Annotated in this window: 22 protein-coding genes; 16 read left to right on the top strand and 6 right to left on the bottom strand. The window is 39.6% G+C overall.

From position 1 onward, the window contains the following. Positions 1-25: 25 nt before the first annotated feature. Complete coding sequence (locus F968_RS16615; RefSeq protein ID WP_004794826.1) at positions 26-271, top strand: SlyX family protein; 246 nt, start codon at positions 26-28, stop codon at positions 269-271. A gap of 54 nt (positions 272-325) precedes the next feature. On the opposite strand, the gene F968_RS16610 is transcribed toward F968_RS16615, so the two are convergent. Further along, complete coding sequence (locus F968_RS16610) at positions 326-1336, bottom strand: zinc-binding alcohol dehydrogenase family protein (protein WP_004794824.1); 1011 nt, start codon at positions 1334-1336, stop codon at positions 326-328. Positions 1337-1435: 99 nt separating this feature from the next. On the opposite strand from F968_RS16610, the gene F968_RS16605 reads away from it, so the two are divergent. The 10 genes from F968_RS16605 (at position 1436) to F968_RS16560 (ending at position 10393) form a co-directional block, all read left to right on the top strand. Beyond that, positions 1436-1813, top strand: coding sequence for a winged helix-turn-helix transcriptional regulator (locus tag F968_RS16605; protein ID WP_004794822.1), 378 nt, complete (start codon positions 1436-1438; stop codon positions 1811-1813). Positions 1814-1961: 148 nt separating this feature from the next. Then, positions 1962-2411 carry a hypothetical protein gene (locus F968_RS16600; RefSeq protein ID WP_004794821.1) on the top strand — a complete coding sequence of 150 codons (450 nt, stop codon included), beginning with the start codon at positions 1962-1964 and terminating at the stop codon, positions 2409-2411. 35 nt (positions 2412-2446) lie between these two features. Then, positions 2447-5083: a type I DNA topoisomerase gene (gene topA, locus F968_RS16595; protein ID WP_004794819.1), complete on the top strand. Its 2637-nt coding sequence runs from the start codon at positions 2447-2449 to the stop codon at positions 5081-5083. A gap of 88 nt (positions 5084-5171) precedes the next feature. Next, positions 5172-5930: a hypothetical protein gene (locus F968_RS16590; RefSeq protein ID WP_004794817.1), complete on the top strand. Its 759-nt coding sequence runs from the start codon at positions 5172-5174 to the stop codon at positions 5928-5930. 135 nt (positions 5931-6065) lie between these two features. After that, the gene (locus F968_RS16585) at positions 6066-6638 is read left to right on the top strand and encodes an HdeD family acid-resistance protein (protein ID WP_034596457.1); all 573 of its coding nucleotides are present in this window, start codon (positions 6066-6068) and stop codon (positions 6636-6638) included. 115 nt (positions 6639-6753) lie between these two features. After that, complete coding sequence (locus tag F968_RS16580; RefSeq protein WP_034596455.1) at positions 6754-8733, top strand: ATP-dependent helicase; 1980 nt, start codon at positions 6754-6756, stop codon at positions 8731-8733. A gap of 72 nt (positions 8734-8805) precedes the next feature. Further along, complete coding sequence (locus F968_RS16575; protein ID WP_003654760.1) at positions 8806-9045, top strand: RNA recognition motif domain-containing protein; 240 nt, start codon at positions 8806-8808, stop codon at positions 9043-9045. Between the two features lie 9 nt (positions 9046-9054). After that, on the top strand, positions 9055-9417 hold the full coding sequence (locus tag F968_RS16570; protein ID WP_004794812.1) for an ASCH domain-containing protein: 363 nt from the start codon (positions 9055-9057) through the stop codon (positions 9415-9417). Positions 9418-9498: 81 nt separating this feature from the next. Next, a complete protein-coding gene (locus F968_RS16565; protein WP_004794811.1) occupies positions 9499-10002 on the top strand; it encodes a DUF6586 family protein in 504 nt (167 codons plus the stop codon). Positions 10003-10114: 112 nt separating this feature from the next. Beyond that, entirely contained in the window at positions 10115-10393 is a 279-nt protein-coding gene (locus tag F968_RS16560) for a hypothetical protein (protein ID WP_002114792.1), read from the top strand. A 35-nt stretch (positions 10394-10428) separates the two neighbouring features. On the opposite strand, the gene F968_RS16555 is transcribed toward F968_RS16560, so the two are convergent. The 4 genes from F968_RS16555 to F968_RS16540 form a co-directional block, all read right to left on the bottom strand. Further along, on the bottom strand, positions 10429-12138 hold the full coding sequence (locus F968_RS16555) for a cation:proton antiporter (protein ID WP_004794809.1): 1710 nt from the start codon (positions 12136-12138) through the stop codon (positions 10429-10431). Between the two features lie 151 nt (positions 12139-12289). Then, positions 12290-12445 carry a 50S ribosomal protein L33 gene (rpmG, locus tag F968_RS16550; RefSeq protein WP_003654787.1) on the bottom strand — a complete coding sequence of 52 codons (156 nt, stop codon included), beginning with the start codon at positions 12443-12445 and terminating at the stop codon, positions 12290-12292. Between the two features lie 12 nt (positions 12446-12457). Continuing rightward, a complete protein-coding gene (rpmB, locus tag F968_RS16545; RefSeq protein ID WP_000048256.1) occupies positions 12458-12694 on the bottom strand; it encodes a 50S ribosomal protein L28 in 237 nt (78 codons plus the stop codon). Positions 12695-12861: 167 nt separating this feature from the next. Beyond that, positions 12862-14310 (bottom strand): coniferyl aldehyde dehydrogenase, encoded by a 1449-nt coding sequence (locus F968_RS16540; protein ID WP_004794807.1) that lies wholly within the window; start codon positions 14308-14310, stop codon positions 12862-12864. 112 nt (positions 14311-14422) lie between these two features. Between F968_RS16540 and F968_RS16535 the strand changes: the two genes are divergently transcribed. The 5 genes from F968_RS16535 (at position 14423) to F968_RS16515 (ending at position 18251) form a co-directional block, all read left to right on the top strand. Beyond that, positions 14423-15115 carry a TetR/AcrR family transcriptional regulator gene (locus tag F968_RS16535; RefSeq protein ID WP_004794805.1) on the top strand — a complete coding sequence of 231 codons (693 nt, stop codon included), beginning with the start codon at positions 14423-14425 and terminating at the stop codon, positions 15113-15115. Positions 15116-15190: 75 nt separating this feature from the next. Next, positions 15191-16054, top strand: coding sequence for a formyltetrahydrofolate deformylase (purU, locus tag F968_RS16530; protein ID WP_004794803.1), 864 nt, complete (start codon positions 15191-15193; stop codon positions 16052-16054). Positions 16055-16434: 380 nt separating this feature from the next. Then, complete coding sequence (locus tag F968_RS16525) at positions 16435-17184, top strand: energy transducer TonB (RefSeq protein ID WP_004794801.1); 750 nt, start codon at positions 16435-16437, stop codon at positions 17182-17184. A gap of 42 nt (positions 17185-17226) precedes the next feature. After that, the gene (locus F968_RS16520; RefSeq protein ID WP_004641039.1) at positions 17227-17847 is read left to right on the top strand and encodes a MotA/TolQ/ExbB proton channel family protein; all 621 of its coding nucleotides are present in this window, start codon (positions 17227-17229) and stop codon (positions 17845-17847) included. After that, a complete protein-coding gene (locus F968_RS16515) occupies positions 17847-18251 on the top strand; it encodes an ExbD/TolR family protein (protein WP_003654800.1) in 405 nt (134 codons plus the stop codon). Before F968_RS16520 ends, F968_RS16515 begins: the two co-directional genes overlap by 1 nt. Before the next feature lie 57 nt (positions 18252-18308). Here the strand turns inward: F968_RS16515 and msrA are convergent, their stop codons facing one another. Then, positions 18309-18833 (bottom strand): peptide-methionine (S)-S-oxide reductase MsrA, encoded by a 525-nt coding sequence (msrA, locus tag F968_RS16510; RefSeq protein WP_004794799.1) that lies wholly within the window; start codon positions 18831-18833, stop codon positions 18309-18311. Positions 18834-18871 lie beyond the last annotated feature (38 nt).

The raw sequence follows: 18871 nt of genomic DNA, 5'->3' as shown, positions 1-18871 counted from the left end.
TCCAGAATCTCAAATGAGGATTTAAATGACTAAACCACCATATCATGATGATCAAGCGTCATTGTCCGCACCCATTGAAGATTTGCAAGTGCGAATTACATTTTTGGATGATTTAGTTGAAGAATTAAATCAACAGCTCGCTATTCAGACTCTAGAAATAGCTGATTTAAAAAAACAAATGCAATTTCTCTATCAACGTGTGGAATCATCGGATTTATCAGAAGGCATTGCCGCTTTTGATCCATTAACGAATAAACCTCCTCACTATTAATAAAATGGCAAGTTCAATACTTGCCATTTTATTAGGGAATATCTTCAATTTTATTTAAAAACCATGTAATACGATTTTCCCTTTTGTTGTGCCGCTTTCTATTTGCTGATGAACTCGTTTTAAATTTTTAGCATTAATTGGACTTATAACCTCGGTTACGGTCGTTTTGATTTTTCCTTCGTCAACTAGTTTGCTGACCTCATTTAATAGTTCACTTTGTTTTTGCATATCTTCAGTCTGGAATATTGAACGCGTAAACATAAACTCCCAATGCACCGATACAGACTTCGATTTAAAAGGTTTAATATCTAACTGTGCTGGATCATCAATTAAGCCAAAATGGCCTTGTGGCGCAATCAACTCTACGATATCTGAGAGATGCTGATCTGTTTGAGTGGTTGAGAATACATATAAGGGTACATCTAAACCTAAGTGTTTGATTTGGGGTGCTAAAGGCTCTCGATGATCTAATACATAGTCAGCACCAAGTTGCTTAACCCATTCTTTAGTTTCTGCTCGTGAAGCTGTCGCAATAATTGTTAGGTTAGTCAACTGCTTGAGTAGCTGAATTGTGATTGAACCTACTCCACCAGCTCCGCCAATGACTAATATTGATGTATTTTCTGGGGTAACTTTGGATACTTGTAACCGATCAAATAGCATTTCCCATGCCGTGATAGCAGTTAAAGGAAGAGCAGCTGCTTCAGTTGCTTCTAAAGTTTTTGGTTTATGACCCACAATACGTTCATCAACCAACTGCAATTCACTATTACTACCTTGGCGATTGAGTGCACCTGCATACCAGACTGCATCTCCGACTTTAAATTGCGAGACTTGATCTCCAATAGCTTCAACGATGCCTACCGCATCCCAACCAAGAGTTTTCCACTGATTATTTTCTGGATTTACATTGTTGCGAATTTTTGTATCAACCGGATTAACTGAAATCGCCTGAACACGAACAAGTAAATCATGACCTTCTGCAACGGGAGTGTCGAGTTCAATATCAACGAGTGCTTCTGGTGACGTAATGGGACCTGCTTTTTGATATGCCACAGCTTTCATAATAATAATTCCTCTTGTTGAGAGTTTGATCATAACGTAAGCTTAAATTTAGTGACTACAGACAAATAACGCTCATAGTGTCAAAAAGGATACTGTAAAATGGCAAAACTACGACATTCAAGTTTTGATTGCTCTCCAGGTTGTTCCGTGGAGGCGGCCATTAGTTTGATTGACGGAAAGTGGAAATGCGTCATTCTTTGGCATTTATTTAATGAAGGTACCTTACGGTTTAATGAAATTCGAAAGCGTGTTCCGAGCATTACCCAAAGAATGCTGACAAATCAGTTACGTGAGTTAGAGCAAGACGGAATTGTTCATCGGGAAGTTTACCCTCAGGTCCCACCTAAAGTGGAATATTGCCTGACCGAATTAGGACAAAGTCTTGAGCAAATTTTATTTGCTTTAAAACTGTGGGGTGATGCCCATATCGACCGATTTGGAAAGTTGACGCTTGTTAATGATGGTCGGAACTCTTAACTATATTTGCATGACAACATGGCAATTTGCACCGTGAAATACTGATATTTTGGTTCTTGCGATCTTATTGGGCATTATTTTTCTGATGTAACTTGCGTTTTCTGGTCAGCTTATGCAACTCTAATAAAAGAGATTAATAGGTTTTGCTATGGACAATATGGGAATTTGGGTTACCGTTATCATTGTTCTTTTCGTACTAGGCTCCATTTTTGGTTTAAGAGTGAGCCCACGTGAAAAGGCACTTGGTATTATGCGTGATAAAGCCCGAAAAATAGGGTTGCATCCACGTGTAATTGTTGCACCTGAATGGACACATGTCCCAATGGCTACTGAAAAGCGTGCCAGCATGGTTGCTTATTATAGTGTATTGATTCCTGATGCCCGTTTATCCTTAATGCGTGCTCGTGTTATAGACGGCAAGTTAAAAGTGGTTCAGGGCGATGAGAAATTTAATGATTCTCCCATTGCATTAAAAGGGATTTATGCTATTGATATGCAGGCAAACTGTGTAGGGCTTTATTGGGATGAGGAATCAGACCTGAGAGCAACACAATTAGATGAGATGAAGGCTTATCTGTTGACCTTGGCTAAAGCCTGATTTTTAAATTTATTGGTATAGGAATAACATTTTATATGGCGAATACCTCGCGCTCTGCATCTCAAAGCACAGCATCTACTGCACCTGCTGCACATAAACGTGCCTTAGTGATTGTGGAGTCGCCTGCCAAAGCGAAAACCATCAATAAATATTTGGGTTCGCAATTCATTGTAAAGTCTTCTGTAGGTCACGTACGTGATTTGCCAACAGGCGGCAGTAAATCAACAGAGAAAAAGCCGGCTGCCCGGACTAAACTCACCGAAGCCGAAAAAGAACAAAAAGCGAGTCAGGCTTTAGTTAATCGTATGGGGGTTGATCCTGAACATGGTTGGGAAGCTCATTACGAAGTTCTGCCTGGTAAAGAAAATGTTGTAGCTGAACTCAAAAAACTCGCCAAAGATGCCGATGCAATCTATCTCGCAACGGACTTGGATAGAGAAGGGGAAGCCATTGCTTGGCACCTAAGAGAAGTGATTGGTGGTGATGACAGCCGTTATCACCGCGTGGTATTTAACGAAATTACTAAAAATGCCATTCAAGAAGCATTTAAACAGCCAACACGTCTAGATTTAAACCGTGTAAATGCTCAGCAAGCACGCCGTTTCTTAGACCGTGTTGTGGGCTTTATGGTTTCGCCATTACTTTGGGAAAAAATTGCCCGTGGTTTATCGGCTGGACGCGTGCAGTCAGTAGCAGTGAAACTGGTTGTAGAACGTGAGCGAGAAATTCGTGCTTTTATTCCAGAAGAATATTGGCAAGTTTTTGCAGATACCCAAGCGAAAAAAGATGAGATTCGTCTTGAGGCATTTAGACAGGCTGGTAAAACCCTTAAACTGAAAAATAAAGCTGAAACTGATGCTTTATTAGATGTTTTAAAAGGTGCTGAATATAAAGTTGCACAGCGTGAAGATAAACCAACTAAGGTTAATCCAAGCGCACCTTACATTACTTCAACTCTGCAACAGGCTGCGAGTACACGTTTAGGCTTTTCTGTGAAGAAAACCATGATGTTGGCTCAGCGTTTATATGAAGCTGGTTTTATTACCTATATGCGTACTGACTCAACTTTTTTGAGTGATGATGCAGTAAGCATGGTACGTGCGCATATTGAAAGCCAATATGGTGAAAAATATTTACCGGCAAAGCCAAACCGCTATGGGAACAAAGCGGGTGCTCAAGAAGCCCATGAGGCGATTCGTCCGTCAAATGTTGCACTTACAGGTGATCAGCTTGCGGGTGTAGAGCGTGATGCTCAACGTCTATATGATTTGATCTGGCGTCAGTTTGTTGCGTGTCAAATGACGCCAGCAGAATATTTGTCTTCTACTTTGATTGTTGAAGCAGCGAATGTTGAGTTAAAGGCGAAAGGCCGTACGCTTGTATTTGAAGGCTTCACTAAAGTACGTGGCGCGAATAAGTCAGATGACGATATTATTTTACCTGCTATTAAAGTAGGCGAAATCTTAAAGTTAGAAAAGTTAGATCCAAGTCAGCACTTTACTAAACCACCTGCACGTTTTACTGAAGCATCTTTAGTTAAAGAACTTGAAAAACGTAGTATTGGTCGTCCTTCGACTTATGCAGCGATTATTTCTACTATTCAGGAACGTGGTTACGTTAAGTTAGAAAACCGTCGTCTTTTCGCCGAAAAAATGGGTGAGATTGTGACGGATCGTCTGGATGAAAGTTTTAATAACTTGATGAACTATGCGTTTACGGCAGACCTTGAAGGACAGCTCGATAAAGTTGCAACAGGTGAGCGTAACTGGAAAGAGTTACTCGATACTTTCTACGGTGACTTTAAGAAACGTCTGACCAATGCTCAAGGCGAGCATGGCATGCGCCGTAACCAACCAGTTGAAGTCCCAGCTGTACATTGCCCTGAATGTTCACGTCCAATGCAAATTCGTACGGGTACAACTGGTGTATTCTTAGGATGTTCTGGCTATAACTTGCCGCCTAAAGAGCGTTGTAAGGGTACATTGAACTTAACACCTGTTGAGTCTTTAGCTGCATTATCTGATGATGATGGTGCTGAAACTGCTGACTTGATGTCAAAGCATCGCTGTGCAAAATGTGGCACTGCCATGGACAGCTATGTGATTGATGGTGGCCGTAAACTGCACGTATGTGGTAATAACCCTGATTGCGATGGTTTTGAGCTTGAAGAAGGTGAGTTCAAGATTAAGGGTTATGATGGGCCAACGATCCCATGTGATAAATGTGATGGTGAAATGCAGCTTAAGACGGGTCGTTTTGGTCCGTATTTCGCTTGTACCAGTTGTGACAATACCCGTAAAGTCTTGAAGAGTGGTCAACCTGCACCTCCACGTGTAGAACCTATCAAGATGGAACATTTACGTTCAACGAAACATGATGACTTCTTTGTGTTGCGTGATGGTGCGGCGGGCTTATTCTTGGCAGCGAGTAAATTCCCGAAAATTCGTGAAACACGTGCGCCAAAAGTTGCAGAGTTACGTAGTGTGGCAGCTCAGCTTGATCCAAAATATCAATTTATTTTACAAGCGCCAGATGTAGACCCTGAAGGTAATCCAACAATTGTGAAATTCAGTCGTAAGAATCAATCACAATATGTCGGTTCAGAAACCCCAGAAGGTAAACAAACTAAATGGAGCCTAGTTTACCAAGATGGTAAATGGGTTGAGGGCTAATCAAGTCCAACATAAAAAATGCTAGCTCAGCTAGCATTTTTTATGTCTAAAACAATAAAAGAAAATTTTAATTTTATGGGGAATAAGAATGTGGAAAAACATTCGGGTCTTATGTTTATTAATTATTTTATTGATTGTTGCTGTTCAAGCATGGCGAGATCAAAATCAAGATTGGAATCGACCAGTTGTAGTCGTTTTACATCCTATTAATGCAGATGGTTTAGAGATAACACAGAGCTATATTCATCAGTTGAAAAATGAAGATTTTTGGGCAATTAACAGCTATTTAAGTCAGTGGTCACAGCATTATCGTGGGCAATCAGGAAACTTTACAATTCGATTAGGGCAACAGTTGCAGCAACGACCACCCGAGGTTCCTCAAAATGCCAATATTTTGCATGTTATGTGGTGGAGCTTAAAATTTCGTTTCTATGCATGGCGACAAAAACAACCCGAAGACAGTGGCGCATCACTTAAACTTTATTTAAATTATTATGATCCCAACTATCAAAAAGTTTTGATCCATTCGACTGCTTTAGAAAAAGGTCGTATTGGTAGTGTGAATTTATTTGCGACCAAGACACAAGCTTTACAAAATCAGGTCGTGATTGTTCATGAGCTATTACATGGCTTTGGGGCACAAGACAAATATGATTTAAAAACAGGACAACCTATTTATCCTTTAGGTTATGCCCAACCTGAAAAAGTACCTCTATATCCACAAACCGATGCCGAAATCATGGGTGGTCAAACGCCTTTGTCTGAGCAGAGCAGTAAAATGCCGAATGGCTTACATGAAACAATAATAGGTTTACTTACAGCTCAAGAAATTGGCTGGATGAAATAAAACTGTGGATAAATACTGCTTTATCCACATCAATTGTTAAGAAACGATGCAGATTTTATACAGACAAAAAATGTGAAGTGCATCACTATTATTGGGTAGATGAAATTCTAATACCTGATAATAAGAGTAGCCATGATGAAAACTGTAGGTAATGATTTAGTACGTAATCAGTTACATGCTGACCGTAAATGGTATTTGATATTGGGCTTTGTGCTTATTGGTTTTGGCCTGATTTTATTTAGTTCATTACCATTTGCGACTTTTTCTGTTGTTTTTTTATTTGGAATACTCATGATGGTCGGCGGTGTTTTGCATCTCGTCGCGGCTATGAGTGTTTTTAAAGGCGCAAGCCGATGGTTGTGGGCACTGTTTGGTGTGCTTTATTTAATGGCTGGTTATTATGCGTTTTCTACTCCAGTCACTACAGCAGTGGTTCTGACAAGCCTATTATCTATAGCGCTGATCATTGCTGGTGCTATACGTACCATAAATGCAATTTTACTTAAGCCAATTACTGGATGGGGCTGGACCCTGTTTTCAGGGTTATTGACGCTCGCTACAGGTATTTTAATTTTAGTTTCTAAAGATTCACCTTTTTGGGTATTAGGAATGTTCCTTGCTATTGATATTTTATTTCAGGGAATTAACTTTCTAGGTTTGGCTTCAGCCATTAAACATCTTCCTTCTAGTTCAAAAACAGTATCTTAAAAAATAATATTGAACCAAAGAGCACTTTAAGTGCTCTTTTTGTTTTTAGGATAGGCAGACCCATCTGTTGCCTCGGTCTGTTAAACTATGTCTTGGTGTTTTAGCGATATGTGTTATGAGTCTTGCAAAATTAATTAATGAACTAAATGCTCAGCAAAAAAAAGCAGCTACTACGTCTGCGCAAAACTGTTTAGTTTTGGCGGGCGCTGGTTGTGGCAAGACTAAAACCATTGTTGCTCGTGCAGCTTATTTAATTGATCAAGGCTTACCAGCGAACCAAATCCAGATTTTAACGTTTACGCGCCGTGCTGCGAGTGAAATTGTTGCGAGAGTAGAACAACATGTGGGAGCACAGGCAAAGGGTCTGAGAGCTTCAACTTTTCATACGTTTTGTATGTATTTGCTACGCCGTAACCCGCAAGCTTTTGGGTTAAATCAATTTAGTATTATTGATCGTGATGATCAGTTGCTTATGTTTCGCTTATTAAGAGGCAAAGATAAAGATAACGTCTTGCCCAAAGCCGCAGAGCTGTGCGATTTATATTCCTATGCAAGAAATACACAAACCAAACTTTCTGAAGCACTCCTTAAGCAACTTCCAGAAGCCTACGAGCATAAGGCACAAATTGCTGAGTTGATGAAAACTTATGAGCAACGTAAGAAAGAGCGTAATTTTTTAGATTACGACGATATCTTGTCGATTGTGGCGGTGCATTTACAAAACTCAGAAGCGCTCACCAATTGGGTGGCAGGCTTCTGTCAGGCATTGCTAGTTGATGAAATGCAAGATACCAATCCTTTGCAATGGGCTTTATTGCAGCCCTTGATTGGTAAAGTGAAGCTGTTTTGTGTTGGCGATGATGCCCAGTCGATTTATGGTTTTCGCGGTGCAGACTTTGAAAATATCCATTCTTTTAAAGAGCGGATACCCGATGCAGTTATTCATACACTGGATTTAAATTACCGTTCGACTCAAGAGATTTTGGATTTATCAAACTGGTTGTTGGCACACAGTCCAATTGATTATCAAAAACAGCTGCAAGCTCATCGTGGTCAAGGGCAAAAACCACAGCTACATTTGTTTGGTAATGAGTTTGAAGAAGCAAACTGGATTGCACAAGATTTAATAACGCGCCATCAACAAGGTGCGGGCTGGTATGACCATATGGTCTTGGTACGTTCTGGTTATAGTGCTCGTTATATAGAAGGGGCTTTTATTGCCGCTGAAATTCCTTATCGTTTTATTGGTGGTGTAAAACTTCTTGAATCTGCACATGTGAAAGACGTGCTTAGCCTGCTACGTATTGTGAGCAACCCTCACGATGATTTGGCTTGGATGCGTTTTTTAACCTTATGGGATGGTATAGGGGATGTTGGGGCAAGTAAGCTAGCGCAAGAGTTGATGGGAATTGTTGACGTTGAGGAGCGCTGCAATCGTCTAGAACGTCATGGGAAAGTCCCTTTACAAGCGATTTTAATTTTAAAACAGCTAGATGTATTACAGCAGCATGTTGAAGCAAGCATTGGTCTGGCACTTGATGCTTTAGGTGAACAGCTAGAGCAAAATTATAAAACTAAAGATTGGTCACGCCGATTAAAAGACTTTGATTTGGTCAAGCAACTTGCGCGTAAACATGCATCTTTGGGTGAGTTCCTCGAAGAATATGTTCTTGAACCTATTTCAGTTTCTGAAATTGAAAAAGCTGCTGATCAAGATTTAGTGACTTTAATTACGATTCATTCAGCTAAAGGTGCTGAACAGAAAGTCTGCTATGTCCCTCATGTATCGCCAAATCAATATCCTTATGCAAGGGCACAGGGGGATTTTGATGATGTCGAGGAAGAGCGACGGGTATTGTATGTTGCATTAACACGTGCTGAAAATGAATTAATCTTGACGAAACAAAATCTTAATACGTGGTCACAAGACACGTATGACGAGCAAGGTCGTAAAATCGAGAGTTATTTTTTAAATGATTTGCCTACACATTTAGTTCAAGCAAAGATACATAGGCAAGTACCTCAGCCATTTGCCAAAAAACAATGGAACCGTTCACCTGCAGTAAATTTAGGTTTTGGTATCGATCTGGATTAAACTACTGTATAAGACAATGTGATTACTTAAATATATTGGCTGCTCCCTTTAATTGCCAATTAAGGTTAGAAAATGAAGATATTAGTTCGTAATTTAGATCGTGCTGTGAGTGAAACTGAAATTTTAGAGTTATTCAAAGCATTTGGTAAAGTTGAAACATGTGTTCTTGTTACTGATAAAGACACAGGTAAATCAAAAGGTTTTGGTTTTGTTGAAATGCCTAACCCACGTGAAGCAATTAAGGCAATTAAAGGCTTAAACCTGCTTAAAGTTAAAGGCAATGGAATTCGCGTTAAAGCAGCTGAAGAATAAGTCTTCAGTGTGAAAAGACAGTTTTTAGCTCTTTCGATTGTAACGCCAAATGGTACTCGTATCGCTGAAGGTATCAAAACACTTGAAGTGCGTTCATGGGTACCTACAAAACTGCCAATTAAAGATCTATTAATTGTCGAGAACCAAAAATTTTTGGTTAAAGATACAAATGAAGAAGAGGGAGTTGCTGTCGCTTTAGTTGATGTCGACTCTATTCATGCTTGGCGAAATGATGAAATTGAGCCAGCATGTGCAACTGCTTGGGACGAAGGGTATTTTGCTTGGGTTTTAAGTCATGTTCGTCCTATAAAGCAGCCACTAAAAGTTTTAGCGAAACGTAAAATTTATCAAGTTGAGCTGGATTTACCATAAATAACGTTGATTTTATTAATGGAGTCGTTAAGCTAAAGAATAGCTGTTGCAATAGCGATTTTAGAACAGGAAAGTTTAGTTATGTCACGTGTTGCTCGTTATCATGCCGATCGTACCAATCAGAAGCTCTATTTTGCGCGCTTAGCGTGTCAACAGGCAGAACAGACCGATCATGTGCAGCAGATACAAGCTTACCGTGAAGCAGCTGTATTTCATTTACATGGTGCAATGTTAGCTTTCTTACAAGAACTCGTACGTTATTACCGTTTAAATGAATTGCAACCCACTTTAAAATCTATTGAAGAACATATGGCGGCGAAAGGACAAGTTTCTCCAGAAGTGTCCGTTTTGCAACAATTGGCGAAAGATGGTTTTGTTGCAGAGCTCAAACGAGCTTACCGTATGTGTCAATATGCACCAGAACCTAAAGAGCCGACCCCAGAAGAAGAAACCTCTTCTAATCTCATTATCAAAGTGACTCAAGGTCCTCAATCTTGGTTGCCAGATGTTAAGATTTTGCGTGAATGGCATCGTGAATTAAGCCATTTAATTGATGGTTTTCGTAATGAAATGGTCGAGTTCTAAAATTAAACTGCCTAGATGCTTGAAATTTAGACTAGGTGTGCCTATATAAATAAGACAAGAGAAGCAAAGTGCAAGGGTGCTTTGCCACCATGTTGAAACATGGAGGAAGTATATGTCTATACAGCAATTGAAAGAGTTATTTGGAAATCAAGAAGCCGTTTTGGAATTAGTCCAACTCGAAGGTGGTGAACTCGCCTTGCGTAATGCAGGTTCTGAGAATGAACCCTTGGTTAAAATTCAATTTAGCGATGAAGTCAAAGCAATCTTGGGTGAGCAAACTCCAGTTGTTGCTCAGCATATGATTCAGGCTGCACTATTTGGACTGCTCGAAAAGCAGGTAAATGAATGGCAGGCTGAGGTACTAGATGAACAGCCTAAATTCTTGAGTTAAAAAAAGCGTACTTTTAAGTACGCTTTTTATATGGGTTAATGCATAGTTGACTGATGGGCAAGCTCGATCTGATTTAATATGTGGTGACTCATATTCTTTGCCATTTCTTCTTTTGCATAGAACACTTCGCCAATATTTTCTTCACGGATAATTGCTGCTTCTTCTTTGCTTTCTGCGCAAATTAATACCTGAATCTGAGGATTTAATTGCTTGGCAATGCTCACAATACGGTGGATATCTAAAATATCCATAGGGGAGATCACCAAGAGTCGTGCATGCATGATATGTGCTTGAATTAAAACACTCGGTTCGGTAGCAACACCGCTCACAGCAGCAATATTTGCCTGACGCAGTTTTTCTACGATTTCACGATTCTCTTCTGCAATAACGACCTTAATATTCTCGTTAATTAGATTTTCAGTGATGCGTCGTCCCACACCTCCATATCCAACAATCACGACCTGATCACGTAAGTAAGCTTGATCCACTTCATCGGGTAACATGGCTAGTGGGTCACCACTGCGTTCAAGAAGTCGGGCTAGATGAGAGCGCTCACGAATCCAGCGTTGTACTGGCTCAATGGCAGAGAATATAAAAGAGTTCAGCGTTATCGAAAATAAAGCGCCTGCTAGAATCAGGTTTTGGGCTTCTAATGTTAATAAGCCTAAAGATACACCTAATGTTGCCAAGATAAACGAGAATTCGCCAATTTGGGCCAAACTCGCACCAACTGTAAGGGCTGTATTAATTGGATAGCGAAAGAATAAAACTAAAGCCATTGCGGCAAGAGTTTTACCTATCATGATAATTGCAATCACTGCCAGAATTTGGAGTGGACGTTCAACAAGAATATGGGGATCAAACAGCATTCCCACAGAAACAAAAAACAGAATTGAGAAAATTTCACGTAGTGGAAGTGTTTCTTCTTCTGCGCGGTGGCTAAAGTCTGATTCTTTAACAACCATTCCTGCAAAGAAAGCCCCTAATGCCATTGAAACCCCAAAAATGGCATAAGAACCGTAAGCAATCGAAACAGCAGCAGCAACAACAGTAAGGGTGAATAGCTCTCTTGACCCTAAACGAGCAACGAATTGCATAATAATAGGCACAACGCGCTTGCCTACAATCAGCATAAAGGCAATAAAGCCAATCACCTTTAATAAGGTTATCCCAAGAGTTAACCAGATATTACTGTCTGCACCTGCTGGTGCCTTTCCACCGAGTAAAACAGCTGTAGCTGGAAGAAGTACTAAAACCAGTACCATCACTAAATCTTCGACTAACAGCCAACCTACAGCAATTTTGCCGTTAACTGAGTCTAGAAGACCTCGGTCTCCTAATGCTTTTAATAATACAACTGTACTTGCACACGATAGACTTAAGCCAAAAACGAGTGCAGACCCGAAATTCCATCCCCATAGCATTGAAACGCCAATACCAAGTAAGGTTGCAACAGCGATTTGTAAAATTGCGCCAGGCAAGGCAATACGACGAACTAGCAGCAAGTCATTTAATGAAAAGTGCATCCCTACACCGAACATTAGGAACATGACCCCGAGTTCTGCAAGTTGGTTGGCAAGATGAATGTCTGCAACGATACCTGGGGTATTTGGACTAATAATAATTCCGGCAATTAAATAACCGATAAGAGGAGGGAGTCGTAATCGGGCTGCAAAATAGCCAAAAATGAGGGCAACGCCGAAACCAACAGCAAGTAAAATAATTAAATCTACGTCATGCGGCACTAAAAACTCCTTTTACGTGAGTTAGGCTAAAGACAAGCATAAAAAATGCCAAGGCGAAATATGTGGAAAGTTTATCAAAAAAAAGCTAGCTATAAAAAAAATGCAAAAAAAAACGACTTCATTGTGAAGTCGTTTTTTTTCGAGGCTAAAATTATTTGATTTTAGCTTCTTTGAAAATCACGTGTTGACGGATTTTTGGATCAAATTTTTTGATTTCCATTTTTTCCGGCATAGTACGTTTGTTTTTAGTCGTGGTATAGAAATAACCTGTACCAGCTGTAGAAACGAGACGAATCTTATCACGCATTGTTCAGACTCCTTAGATCTTTTGACCTTGAGCACGAAGGTCTGCAACAACCTTTTCGATACCCAATTTGTCAATAATACGCATACCTTTAGTGGTTAAACGAAGACGTACAAAACGTTTTTCGCTTTCTAACCAGAAACGGTGGTGGTGCAGGTTCGGCTCGAACCGGCGCTTGGTTTTGTTGTTGGCGTGTGAGACGTTGTTACCAACGACTGGACGCTTGCCGGTAACTTGGCAAACCTTAGACATGGTGTAACTCCATTGATTCAGCCAACAGCAAATCTGTGGCCAGTCATACTAAATGTAAACGGATGAATTCATTCAAGGGGCGTTTTATACCAAAAATACGATTAAAAGACAAGCGGAATTGGTAAAAACGAGGCATGATTTAGTATAACAGATCATGCCTTGATCAGTTAGCGCAACAAGGTTTTCGAAATGAAACGATGAATGGGCTTATTGAACGGTGGAAGAATGTATTTCAGGCTATAAAGTTTTGGATTGGACATTACCGAACGTTCATGAGAAAGGCTAAAAAAGCCCTCTGGTCCGTGATATTTACCCATACCTGATGCACCAATTCCGCCAAACGGTAAATCATCTTGAGCCACATGGGTAATCACCATGTTGATTCCGAAATGTCCTGAGTGGGTATGCTGTGCAATATAGTCAGCACGCGCCTGATCATAGTCAAAATAATACATCGCTAAAGGACGTGGTCGACTATTAATGAATTCGATAACTTCTTCTATTTGGTCATATTCTAAAATTGGTAGGATCGGACCAAAAATTTCATTTTGCATAATATCCATGGCAGTCGTTACACCTGTAACTAAAGTCGGCGCAATTTTGCGGATATCATCTAAAATTTCATTTTGAGGATTAATTTCAATAATACGAGCACCTTGATCGCGGGCATTTTCAAGATAGCCCTGAATGCGGTTGTATTGCTTGTCATTAATAATAGACGTGTAATCTTGATTGTTACGGAAATGTGGATACATGCCAGCCACAATCAATTTAAAGTTTTCGATGAACTCGGCAGTTTTTCCACGTGGCAAGAAAATATGGTCAGGTGCAACACACGTTTGACCCGCATTCCATAATTTACCTACAGCAATGCGTTGAGCCACATCTTTCATATCCATAGATGCATGTACAAGAGCAGGAGATTTTCCGCCTAACTCAAGAATAACAGGAACCAGATTTTGAGCTGCGGCTGCCATGACTGTTTTACCAACAGAGGTTGAGCCTGTGAAAATCATTTTGTCAAAAGGCAAATGACTAAAAGCATCTGAAATAACGCCGCCACCATTTACTACAGCAACTAATTCCTGTGGGAAAGCTTCTGCTAATGCACTTTCAAGAACTCGCCCAAAATTTGGAGAGGCACTCGAAATCTTGATCATGGCATGGTTGCCTGCTGCCAGTGCGCAAATTAATGGCCCAACTGAAAGAAGCAATGGGTAATTCCATGGTGTAATAATACCAATTACACCCATAGGTTGATATTGTACCCAACCTTTTGCTGGCTGATGTAATACACTGATATGGCGTTTTGAAGGTTTCATCCACGCTGTCAGATGTTTACTGTAATATTTGATTTGTTCCAAACTGGTGAGTAACTCACCAATTTTTGTTTCCATAATTGCACGATTGCCATAATCGAGGTTAATTGCGTCAGCAATCTGATCTTGATATTTTACCAAGACTCTTTTAAGACGAGCTAAACGATCAATACGCTCTTTAGCAGTGGGTACCGGATGACGTAAATAAGCAAGCTTTTGTTGTTCAAGCAAATCATGTAAATGCTTAACATCATAAGGTAGCTGAGTCTCTGGATTTGTTTTTGTTTGACTGTTCATCGGTACTTACCAAATACATTGATATGTTTATTTTTTAGAGTAAATACTCTAAATAGTCAAGACAGTTTATGTGTTCAAGTCTTAACCATGTGAATTATTAAAGGTTATTAAAATGTCTCAACCTAAAGCTCTGAAGACAAAAGACCGGATTTTACAAATCAGTTTGCAGCTTTTTAACGAGCGAGGTGAACGGTCAGTTACAACCAATCATATTGCTGCGGAGTTAGGTATTAGTCCTGGAAACTTGTATTATCACTTTCGGAATAAGCATGAAATCATTAAGGAATTAATGTATCAATATCAGGCCGAGACTTTAGAATTACTTTCTTTACCTGAAGATAGACCATTAACAACCAATGATAAAATCAACTATTTTCAGGTGCTCAGTGGTCAATTATGGAGTTACCGTTTTATTCATCGTGATGTGTATCATTTAGTTGAAAGTAACGAAGACTTTAAAAAGATTTATCCGCGTTTTGCAGGGCAGGTGATGCAGCAGGGGCAAAAGATTTATCAAGCTTTTGTAGATGCAGGTCTTATGAAAATGACAGCTTCGGAAATTGAAGCCCTCATTATTAACCTCTGGATTGTATTAACAAACTGGACAAACTTTTTGTATATGTCTGGTCATATTAGTGACAATAACCATTTAGAAGAAAAATGGGTTTGGCAAGCATTACGCCAAATGGTTTTCCTTGAAGGTCCTTATCTTATGGGTGAAAGCCGAGCAACTTATGAGCAGTTGCTTGAATCTCTTGGCCCTTCAGATCTATTTGCTAGCTTATCGTCCTTAAAAGACGAATAGTTGTGCTTGTTTATTTAGGGCGCTAGAATACTCGGCCTATTAAAAGATTTATCTCAATTAAGTGATATTAACCAAATGAATATGACCACTGCCAATACAGCCCGTTTACTGATTACTTGTGAAGACAAGCCAGGGATCGTACAAGCGGTATCGAGCTTTTTGTATCACCAAGGTGCAAACATTACCGCGCTTGATCAGTATGCGACGGAAGCTCAGGGCGGACGTTATTTCATGCGTGTTGAATTTGAACTTGATCATTTACAGTCGCGTAAAGATGCATTAATTCAAACTTTTGCTGCGAACGTTGCTGAACGTTACGGCATGCAATGGCGTCTTGCTTTCGTTAACGATGTTAAAAAAGTTGGTATTTTAGTTTCTAAAGTTGACCATGCCTTGCTTGAGTTGTTATGGCGTCATGCACGTGGTTCGTTACCTTGTGAAATTACTCATGTCATTTCTAATCATGAAGATTTACGTGAGTCTGTTGAAAACTTCGGTATTCCATTTACTGTAATTAAAGTCACTAAAGACAATAAAGCTGAAGCTTATGCGCAAATTGATGAAATGATGCAAGGCAATGATTTATTAGTTCTTGCACGTTATATGCAGATTTTAAGCGAAGATTTTGTTGCAAAATGGGAAATGAAAATCATCAATATTCACCATTCTTTCTTGCCAGCTTTTGTGGGTGCCAATCCATATAAGCAAGCTTATGAAAAAGGTGTGAAGTTGATTGGTGCGACAGCTCACTATGTGACTGCTGACCTTGACCAAGGTCCAATTATTGAGCAAGACGTTGAGCGTGTGAGTCATGACTATAATGTTGAGCAATTACGTGAGCTAGGTGAAGATGTAGAGCGTAATGTATTGGCTCGTGCAGTGAAATGGCATTTAGAAGATCGTATTATTGTTGATGGTAATAAGACCGTTGTTTTTTAATTAACGGTTATTCTAAAAAAGCACGCTTCTTGCGTGTTTTTTTATATTTAAAATAAAGTTGAAATAATATAACATATCAATAATAAGTGGGATTATCATAAAAATAGATCTGATCATGGTGTAAATAGCTCAACTATTTAAGTTTGGCTAAACAAATTGTGAACATGGGATATCTATTGATGTAACTATGAGAAAACTAAAGTAAACATACTGAACAGGCATGAAGCTATGACAGAGAGTAAATGTTTTTCTCAAAAAATAGTTGCAAATGAAAACACTTCTCATTTATTATTGTGGCACTTTATTGTTCTATCCGATGTTTGAAATCGTTTCTATAAATAGAAATCTGAAATCATCATCCATTAGGTAATTAGATTCTTATGAGTCAATCTTCCGCAGCCTTAAACGCTCCCAATCCGATGAAAAAGAAAGTCATCACAGCACTAATTGCAGTTGCAATTGGTCATATCGGGGTCTTATGGGCAGTTAGCCATATTAAGCCTGCTGAATTAAAGCCAATCGATAAGAAACCTTTACAGGTACGTTTCGTAAAAATTCAAGAGCAACCTAAACCACTACCTCCTAAGCCAAAGGAACCGCCTAAAAAGCCGGAACCTAAGAAAGAGGTAAAAGAAGTTAAAGTTGTTGAAAAGCCTGTGACACCACCGAAAAAAGTGGAAAAAATTCAACAGGTGAAAAAGGCTGAGACACCAAAAGAAACAGTAAAGACAGAACCTAAAGTTGAAACCAAAGTGGTAACAACGACTGTTTCTGAAAAAGTCGTTGAAAAACCAAAGCCAGTAGTACAAGAAGCACCTAAAGCTCAACCCGCTCCAGATCCATCACCAAAACGAGTTTCAATTGGTGGTTCGGGTATTCAATGGAGTCGATCACCACGTGTAACCGTTACTTCAAAAGATTTAGAAAATCAAACACGTTCAGTTGGTATATATATTGAAGCAGATGAAAAAGGTAAGGTTACAGTTGCACGAGTTACTAAAAGTAGTGGTTTGCAGAATTTAGATGACAAAGTTTTGCGCGCAGTACGGGGTGCGAAATTTAAACCTTATATGGAAAATGGTGTTGCTTATCCAATTAAAACTGAGCAACCATTTGAGTTTAATCCTTAATAAATTTGAGTCCCAACGGCTAACCTTAATCAGGAGTTCAATATGAACTTTTCAATCTATTGGCAACATGCAGATGCAGTGAGTAAAACCCTGTATTTCATCTTATTGGCAATGTCGATTGCTACTTGGACAGTTTTCATCTTACGTTTGATGGGGACTCGCCAATTAAAGCAACAAGCTTATGCTCAACTTTCTCAGGCTATCACTTCGCTAAAAGCAAAGTTACAACCTTTGAGTTTTGAGCAGCGTAAAGCGGTTGCGGAGCAGGCTCTACTTCGTCAAATTTCTGCTGAAAAAGTCAATGCTGAAAAAGGTATTTCTGTTTTAGGAACAATTGCTTCAATTGCACCATTCGTTGGTTTGTTTGGTACGGTATGGGGTATTTTCCATGCACTTGTTGCAGTCGGTAAAAGTGGACAAGCAGGTTTGGCTCAAGTGGCTACACCAGTAGGTGAAGCGCTTATTATGACGGGCCTTGGTCTTGCTGTTGCGATTCCTGCGGTATTGGCTTATAACATTTGTGTACGTGCTAACCGTGGTCTTGCTCATGATTTACAAGATCAAGCGCACAGCTTATTAATTGATACGATGTTGCAGCAAGACTCAACTGTAAAGTCTGATGTTAAAACTGCACAGCAAAGTTATGTTGGAGGTCAAGCTTAATGGCTTTTCAATTGGGTGAAGACCACGATAGTGGCATAAATGAGATGAACCTCATTCCGCTAATCGACATTATGTTGGTGTTAATGATCATCTTTTTGGTCACAGCAACAGTTGCCAACCCATCGATTCCATTAACGCTTCCTAAAACAACTGCTGAAATTATTGATCCACCACCAAAAGCAATCACGATTAGTATTAATGCAAATGGTGAAGTGGCTTGGGATACTCAAGTAATTAGCCTTGATGAGCTTCAAAAACGTTTTCAAGAAGCAGGTCAAGGTGATGTTAAACCAACAGTTCAACTTCGTGCTGATAAAGAGTCGAAGTACGATACTGTTGCACAGGTAATGTCTCGCGCCAGTGAAGCCGGACTGAGCGATATTGCCTTTGTCAGTGAAAACTAAAATTTAGTTTACTTAATAAAAAAGCAACCAATTTGGTTGCTTTTTTATTGTTCTGATTTATTGATCTTTCATCAGATGCTGGAATTTACTATATAGCTTAAGCAGCTTAGGTGGAATCGCAAAGTTGCAATAACCTTGTGAAGGATTCTTTGCATAGTAGTTCTGATGATATTCTTCTGCCGGATAGAAGGTCGGGACAGGAGACAGCTCAGTCACAATATCAAGATCATCATTTTTTAGAGTCTGAATCGTGTGTTCCGCTGCCTGCTTTTGCTCTTCATTATAATAGTAAATAACAGAGCGGTATTGTGTGCCGATATCATTACCTTGGCGATTTAAAGTCGTTGGATCATGAGTCGCAAAGAACACGTCAAGTAACTGGGAGTAAGTTACTTGTTCTTCATCAAAGTCGACTAAGATCACCTCAGCGTGCTGGGTATCTCCTTGACATACTTGCTCGTAGGTAGGGTTAGTCGTGTGCCCACCTGCGTAACCACTAGTTACTTTTTCTACACCGCGTATTTGTAAAAATACAGCTTCGACGCACCAAAAACAGCCGCCGCCAAATAATGCCTGTTGCATTGTTTTTCCCTCTATTTCCTGCCTATTACAATAGGGTT

It is taken from the genome of Acinetobacter sp. NIPH 817 (assembly GCF_000368405.1).
In the GTDB taxonomy this organism is placed as follows: domain Bacteria; phylum Pseudomonadota; class Gammaproteobacteria; order Pseudomonadales; family Moraxellaceae; genus Acinetobacter.
The sequence above is the reverse complement of the archived record's forward strand: the minus strand, read 5'-3'. Positions and strand labels throughout refer to the sequence as shown.

Bases quoted from the DNA above. Each gene is read 5' to 3' on its own strand.
- F968_RS16615 (WP_004794826.1), top strand. From the start codon at position 26: ATGACTAAACCACCATATCATGATGATCAAGCGTCATTGTCCGCACCC.
- F968_RS16610 (WP_004794824.1), bottom strand. From the start codon at position 1,336: ATGAAAGCTGTGGCATATCAAAAAGCAGGTCCCATTACGTCACCAGAA.
- F968_RS16605 (WP_004794822.1), top strand. From the start codon at position 1,436: ATGGCAAAACTACGACATTCAAGTTTTGATTGCTCTCCAGGTTGTTCC.
- F968_RS16600 (WP_004794821.1), top strand. From the start codon at position 1,962: ATGGACAATATGGGAATTTGGGTTACCGTTATCATTGTTCTTTTCGTA.
- topA (WP_004794819.1), top strand. From the start codon at position 2,447: ATGGCGAATACCTCGCGCTCTGCATCTCAAAGCACAGCATCTACTGCA.
- F968_RS16590 (WP_004794817.1), top strand. From the start codon at position 5,172: ATGTGGAAAAACATTCGGGTCTTATGTTTATTAATTATTTTATTGATT.
- F968_RS16585 (WP_034596457.1), top strand. From the start codon at position 6,066: ATGAAAACTGTAGGTAATGATTTAGTACGTAATCAGTTACATGCTGAC.
- F968_RS16580 (WP_034596455.1), top strand. From the start codon at position 6,754: ATGAGTCTTGCAAAATTAATTAATGAACTAAATGCTCAGCAAAAAAAA.
- F968_RS16575 (WP_003654760.1), top strand. From the start codon at position 8,806: ATGAAGATATTAGTTCGTAATTTAGATCGTGCTGTGAGTGAAACTGAA.
- F968_RS16565 (WP_004794811.1), top strand. From the start codon at position 9,499: ATGTCACGTGTTGCTCGTTATCATGCCGATCGTACCAATCAGAAGCTC.
- F968_RS16560 (WP_002114792.1), top strand. From the start codon at position 10,115: ATGTCTATACAGCAATTGAAAGAGTTATTTGGAAATCAAGAAGCCGTT.
- rpmG (WP_003654787.1), bottom strand. From the start codon at position 12,445: ATGCGTGATAAGATTCGTCTCGTTTCTACAGCTGGTACAGGTTATTTC.
- rpmB (WP_000048256.1), bottom strand. From the start codon at position 12,694: ATGTCTAAGGTTTGCCAAGTTACCGGCAAGCGTCCAGTCGTTGGTAAC.
- F968_RS16540 (WP_004794807.1), bottom strand. From the start codon at position 14,310: ATGAACAGTCAAACAAAAACAAATCCAGAGACTCAGCTACCTTATGAT.
- F968_RS16535 (WP_004794805.1), top strand. From the start codon at position 14,423: ATGTCTCAACCTAAAGCTCTGAAGACAAAAGACCGGATTTTACAAATC.
- purU (WP_004794803.1), top strand. From the start codon at position 15,191: ATGAATATGACCACTGCCAATACAGCCCGTTTACTGATTACTTGTGAA.
- F968_RS16525 (WP_004794801.1), top strand. From the start codon at position 16,435: ATGAGTCAATCTTCCGCAGCCTTAAACGCTCCCAATCCGATGAAAAAG.
- F968_RS16520 (WP_004641039.1), top strand. From the start codon at position 17,227: ATGAACTTTTCAATCTATTGGCAACATGCAGATGCAGTGAGTAAAACC.
- F968_RS16515 (WP_003654800.1), top strand. From the start codon at position 17,847: ATGGCTTTTCAATTGGGTGAAGACCACGATAGTGGCATAAATGAGATG.
- msrA (WP_004794799.1), bottom strand. From the start codon at position 18,833: ATGCAACAGGCATTATTTGGCGGCGGCTGTTTTTGGTGCGTCGAAGCT.